This is a genomic window from Halomonas sp. ND22Bw (assembly GCF_003011945.1).
Taxonomy (GTDB): domain Bacteria; phylum Pseudomonadota; class Gammaproteobacteria; order Pseudomonadales; family Halomonadaceae; genus Halomonas; species Halomonas halophila.
The window spans coordinates 1-251 of sequence record NZ_PXWD01001393.1 but is presented as its reverse complement, the minus strand read 5'-3'; the positions used below and the strand labels follow the sequence as shown (position 1 = coordinate 251).

1 protein-coding gene is annotated in these 251 nt (G+C 57.4%); it reads left to right on the top strand.

What is annotated here, in order from left to right; all coding sequences use genetic code 11:
• Positions 1 to 15: 15 nt before the first annotated feature.
• On the top strand, positions 16 to 251 hold a 236-nt coding region (locus tag CVH10_RS22770), incomplete at its 3' end, for an HAD hydrolase-like protein (RefSeq protein WP_146143316.1).

Here is a 251-nt window from a genome sequence, read left to right as displayed (position 1 = left end):
CATTGCCGGATTGGGATGGGTGCTCTGAAGGCCTCCCTCGAGGCAGTCTACAAGGCCATCACGGGCAGAGACCTGTCGACAATTGCGTTCGGGAAACCGCAGCTGGGCACGTATAACTTTGCCACTCGGCTCTTGCAGCAGTGGCGCAAGGATACGCACAACATCGACAAGCCGCCGCGGACAGTGTACTTTGTTGGCGATACGCCCGAGTCTGATATCCGCGGGACGAACGAGTTTAATGAGGTCAGTGA